General features: G+C 57.2%; 2 protein-coding genes and 1 pseudogene. 1 reads left to right on the top strand and 2 read right to left on the bottom strand.

All coding sequences use genetic code 11. The features are described from left to right. Positions 1 to 3,429: ATP-dependent helicase (locus C482_RS02195; RefSeq protein WP_006165732.1), on the top strand; the 3,429-nt coding region annotated here is incomplete at its 5' end. 198 nt (positions 3,430 to 3,627) lie between these two features. Here C482_RS02195 and C482_RS02190 read toward each other — a convergent pair. Beyond that, a complete protein-coding gene (locus C482_RS02190; protein ID WP_006165731.1) occupies positions 3,628 to 4,479 on the bottom strand; it encodes a hypothetical protein in 852 nt (283 codons plus the stop codon). A gap of 4 nt (positions 4,480 to 4,483) precedes the next feature. After that, positions 4,484 to 5,076: pseudogene (locus C482_RS02185) on the bottom strand (hypothetical protein). Between the last annotated feature and the right edge of the window lie 62 nt (positions 5,077 to 5,138).

The following is a 5,138-nucleotide window of genomic DNA, read 5'->3' as shown; positions in this document are numbered from 1 at the left end:
CTAACGGACACCGCTGACGCGGTGTCCTTGCTCTCTTCGATTCCACAGCGACAACTGACCAGTATCAACAATCTCCTACAGAAGAGCGTTGCAGAATTACTCGATATCGAACCCGGTCCGGGACGAGACGTCTCGCTTCCGAACTGGGTATTGAACGCGTCGAAACCAATTAAACGGTCGTTCCTTTCGACATTTCTGTCGGTAGAGGCCGAGGTTCGCTCCAACGAAATCCGTCTCGGACAGGCTAACGAGCTAAAGATAGAGCAATTGATATACCTCTTCCTCTCGTTCGGAATTATCCCGGCCCGCGGTAGGCGGGAGAAATACGCGACGAACACGGACGAACAAACGCGGCGAACGTACTATTCGCTCACGATTCGTGGGATCGACAATCTGTCGACGCTCCTCTCGGAATGTTCGATCGTCCATCCGAATGTTGACGAGATAGAAGCACACGTCTCAGGGGAGCGTAACGGAAATCACATTGGACGACACGCGTTCGACTATCGAGACGTTCGTGCGCTGTCGAAATACTTCGAGAATGATCGGGAGTTCAACGCCGAACTCGGCAATATCTACGAAGTGGCCAGACGAAGTGGTTACCTCACGGAACGGGCGCTGAAAAAACTATCTACGACGCTCCAGTCGCTCCCATCCGACGAGACGACACGCGAACTCGCCGAAAAGATTGACGACATCCGCTCTCAAAATATCGCCTGGGTAACTGTCCAATCGAACGAGATATCTACATACAGCGGTCAGATAGTTGACCTTAGTGTGCCGGATACACACAACTACGTCGGCGGTCGTGGCGGGCTATATCTCCATAACACACTCGCATCGTTCACGTCGATCATCGACGAACTCTACCGACGCGACCGCGAATCCAAAGACGGCCTCGAAAACTCCGTCTACTGTCTCTACATCTCCCCGCTCAAATCCCTCGCCAACGACATCCACCGCAATCTCGAGGTGCCACTCGAGGGGATCGAATCGATCGTCGACGACCGGGACGACGGGGAATCGATGGGCGAAATACGCCACGCCATCCGCCACGGCGACACGTCCTCGAGCGACCGCCAGAAGATGCTCGAGGAGACGCCCCACATCCTCAATACGACGCCCGAGACGCTGGCCATCCTGCTGAACTCGCCGAAATTCCGCGAGAAGCTTCGGACGGTGGAGTACGTCATCGTCGACGAAATTCACTCACTCGCAGCGGGCAAGCGGGGCACCCACCTGTCGGTCAGCCTCGAACGGCTCGCGGCGATGACCGACCACGAAATCACCAGAATCGGCTGCTCGGCGACCATCGAACCGCTCTCGGAGGTTGCGGAGTTTCTGGTCGGGCGCGAGGAGCCGAGCATGCCAGGTAACGATGCAGCGGATGGCGATGAAACGGCCGCCGACACAGCACCAGCGCCTTCCGAAGCCGAACCGAAAAGCGAACCACGCAACTACGACATCGTCGACGCCCGCTTCGCCCGCGAGTTCGACATCGAACTCGAGTGCCCTACCGACGATCTGATCAACACCTCCCGCGAGGTCGTTCAGGAACGGTTCTACCGACAACTTCACGACCACATTCAGAACCACACGAACACCCTCGTTTTCACCAACACCAGATCCGGTGCGGAGCGGGTACTTCATACCCTCCGCGAGCGGTTCGACGCCTACGACGAGGACAACTCTGGCTGTCACCACGGCAGCCTCTCGAAGGACATCCGACAGGATATCGAGTCCCGACTGAAAGAGGGCAGCCTCGACATCGTCACCTCCTCGACGAGTCTCGAGTTGGGGATCGACATGCCCCACGTCGACCTCGTCGTGCAGGTCGGCTCGCCCAAATCTGTCGCCGCGCTCCTCCAGCGCGTCGGCCGCGCGGGCCACCGCGTCGGCCAGACCGTGACGGGCCGAGTGATCGCCCTCGACCGGGACGAGCTACTCGAGTGCGCGGTCATGTTGAAGAAGGCCGAAGACGGGTTCGTCGACTCGGTCTCGATTCCCGAGAACGCGCAGGACGTGGCAGCCCAGCACGTCTACGGGATGGCGATCGCGGAGATTCGACCGGAGTCCAAAGTCACGGAAATTCTCCGGCGCGCCTACCCGTATCGCAACTACTCCGAAGCCGAGTTCGAGTCGCTCATGCGCTATCTGACTGCCGAGTACGCCGGTATGGAGGAGAAGAACGTCTACGCGAAGGTCTGGCGTGATACGAACGACGCGCCCGACGGCGAGCACCACTACGAGGAGTTTCCCGTCGGCAAGCCACTGATCGGCAAGCGCGGCCGGCTCGCGCGGGTGATCTACATGACCAACATCGGGACGATTCCGGACTCGTTCACCTGCGACGTCTCCACCCGCGCCGGCGACGAGTGGGTCGGCCAGCTCGACGAAAACTACCTCGACACCTTGGAGAAGGGCGATGTCTTCGTTCTCGGCGGCGACCACTTCGAGTTCCGCTATCGGCGCGGCTCGAAGGTCTACGTCGACCGCACGAGTGCTCGCCCGACGGTTCCGTCGTGGTACTCCGAACGACTCCCGCTCTCCTACGACCTCGGCTGTGAAATCCTCGACTTTCAGGCTGCACTGCTCGCCCACTACGAGGAGGGTGGCCCACCCCGCGTTCGCGCCTGGCTCCGCGAGTTCCCGCTGGACGACGACAGCGTTCGCGCGATTGCACGGCTGTTCGACCACCAGCTTCGGTACGCCGGCGCGGAGAGCGTGAGCACACCAGACCGGCTCGCGATTGAGGTCGAACGCGACCGTGAGGAGTACGAGCGCCACTACTACGTTCACTCCGCGTACGGGCGCAAATTCAACGACGGCCTCTCGCGGCTGCTCGCGTACTACTGCGCCCAGGAGGCGACGGCCAACGTCCGCGTCGCGGTCGCAGACAACGGCTTCGTGCTCTCGATGCCGCTCAACCGGAAGGTCGACGTGGAAGGGATCTTCGACGACCTCGATCCCGAGCGGGTCCGCGAAGACCTGCGTGCGGCGATCGACGGCACCGACCTCCTCCAGCGCTACTTCCGAATTAACGCGACCCGGGCGCTGATGATCCTCAAACGCTACAAGGGCTACGAAAAGTCCGCCAGCGAGCAGCAGGTCTCGAGCGAGATGTTGCTCGGATTCGCGCAGGATCTGGAGGAGTTCGCCGTCATCGAGGAGACCTACCGCGAGATCCTCGAAGACAAACTCAACGTGGACGCACTCGAGTCGTTCGTCGCTGCACTCGAGTCCGACGAAATCGTGGTCGAGCGCACGCTGCTCGATTCGCCGACGCCGCGGGCGTTCGGGCTGGCGACGCTGTCGGCGAGCGACGTGGTGCTCGCGGAGGACGAGAGCGCGGCATTGCAGGCGTTCCACGAGCACGTCCTTGACGAGATTGGGGACGAATCGATTCGGGAACTCTCGTCTGGTTCGTGACGGGTTCCGAAGATGAGTTATAATGCATAGGTTGAACGGTGACTACTCGCCAGTTTGATGACTATTTCGCAGCTCGACGAGTCAGTGAATTACGCTATTCTATCAGACACTTGGGATATTTTGAGGACATCGATGGCCTCGTCGAGAACGACCCAGTTGAAGATGTGCTGAGGAGAGTGTCGTGCATCTCGACTCGCGTTAGTACTTGTCACGATCGAAGTTTCCTTTTGGTTTGCCATATCCTTCGATATCGTACTGTTTGGGCGGTGTTTCACCCATGTTCCGGTACACGTCTCTGATCTGGCAGATGAGGTTGTTAATCAGAAAGCCCCGGAAGTCCTCGGGGTAGACGAAGTCTTCGGGCACTTCTACGAACGGAGGCACCATGGGGGTGATCTGTGTGGTTCCCTCCGANCCCCGGAAGTCCTCGGGGTAGACGAAGTCTTCGGGCACTTCTACGAACGGAGGCACCATGGGGGTGATCTGTGTGGTTCCCTCCGAACAACACGCTGGTGTCCCAGTCGTGTAGGTCTCCTCGATGTCCTCCTTTGAATAGTAGATGTACATGTCCGGTAGAACGTTAATAACCTCGTTATCATCGTTGATACAGAAGCCTTTCACAATGAGGGCGATTTGAGGTTCCCCCTCGAATTCTACTGACCCCTCAGTGATTCCATATTCTGATTTCGTTCGCTCTGGATCAATCAATGCGTGATAGTACTCCCGAAAAGCCTCGTCAAACTCATCTACAGGCATGTTTTCTAGTGCTTCGATTCCTCGGCGAAGCTGAGTAGGATTCCAACCTGATGGAATGATATCGTATTCCGTCTGCTTGTGAGCCTCAAATCGTGCCCGTGCCCGGACTTGGTTCATTATCTGTTCCTCCTCAGGCGTCCGTTCCGAAGATGTATGAGAATATGATTCCTGAGCGTGGAAATCTTCCACATCTTCATCTTCGACATTAATTTCAACTAAGTGCCTATTTCCACGCGGATCAACAACTTCTACACCGACAATACCGTTTCTAATCCCTATAATATCTGTTTTCATAGTTTCACCTCACCTGCTGGTCCAAAGGAGCTATCTCGATTTCATGTAGACCAATACCTTGGACCAGATACCGTTTGGGAGGCCGGCCGCCCTGTCTGTAGTGGAGGTCTCGAATCTGGCATTTGAGTTGATGGATAATAAGATCTCGAAAGGTATGATCACAGGCGAACGGGCGTGTGAGCGGTGAGATCGTCACGTACACGTCGGGCTCACGCTCGAGGCTAACCGATGTGTGAACAAGGTCCTGATCCTCGAAATAGAACGTCACGGGATCGGACTGATCGATCAGTTCTTTGTTTGCGTCATCCAGATGGAGGTACAAGGCGGTGAATTCCACGTTATCAACGGGAGGATCTCGAATTGCTTCGAGAAAGTCCATGAAGTNAGAACCACCCAGTCGAAGATGGGGCTGAGGAGTTCTGCATCAGTTTCGTGATGCCCGACGTTGCGTGCACGAAATCGGACGCGCTCCAGTATTTTCGCAGGTTGGGGATCGGTCTGATCCTCCGCTGCAAATCGGTCTTGAACGTGACCGATGAGTTCTCCGTCCCAGTCGAACAACGGGTGATGGGGATAGACACGGAACTCAGAACTCATCTGGATCGAAATTGCCGGCAGGCTTTCCAAATCCTTCGAGATCAACGTTTGCAGGCGGCTCC

Source organism: Natrialba chahannaoensis JCM 10990, from assembly GCF_000337135.1.
Lineage (GTDB): Archaea > Halobacteriota > Halobacteria > Halobacteriales > Natrialbaceae > Natrialba > Natrialba chahannaoensis.
Note: the sequence above shows the minus strand (reverse complement) of the source record. Positions and strands in the feature narration are given on the sequence as shown.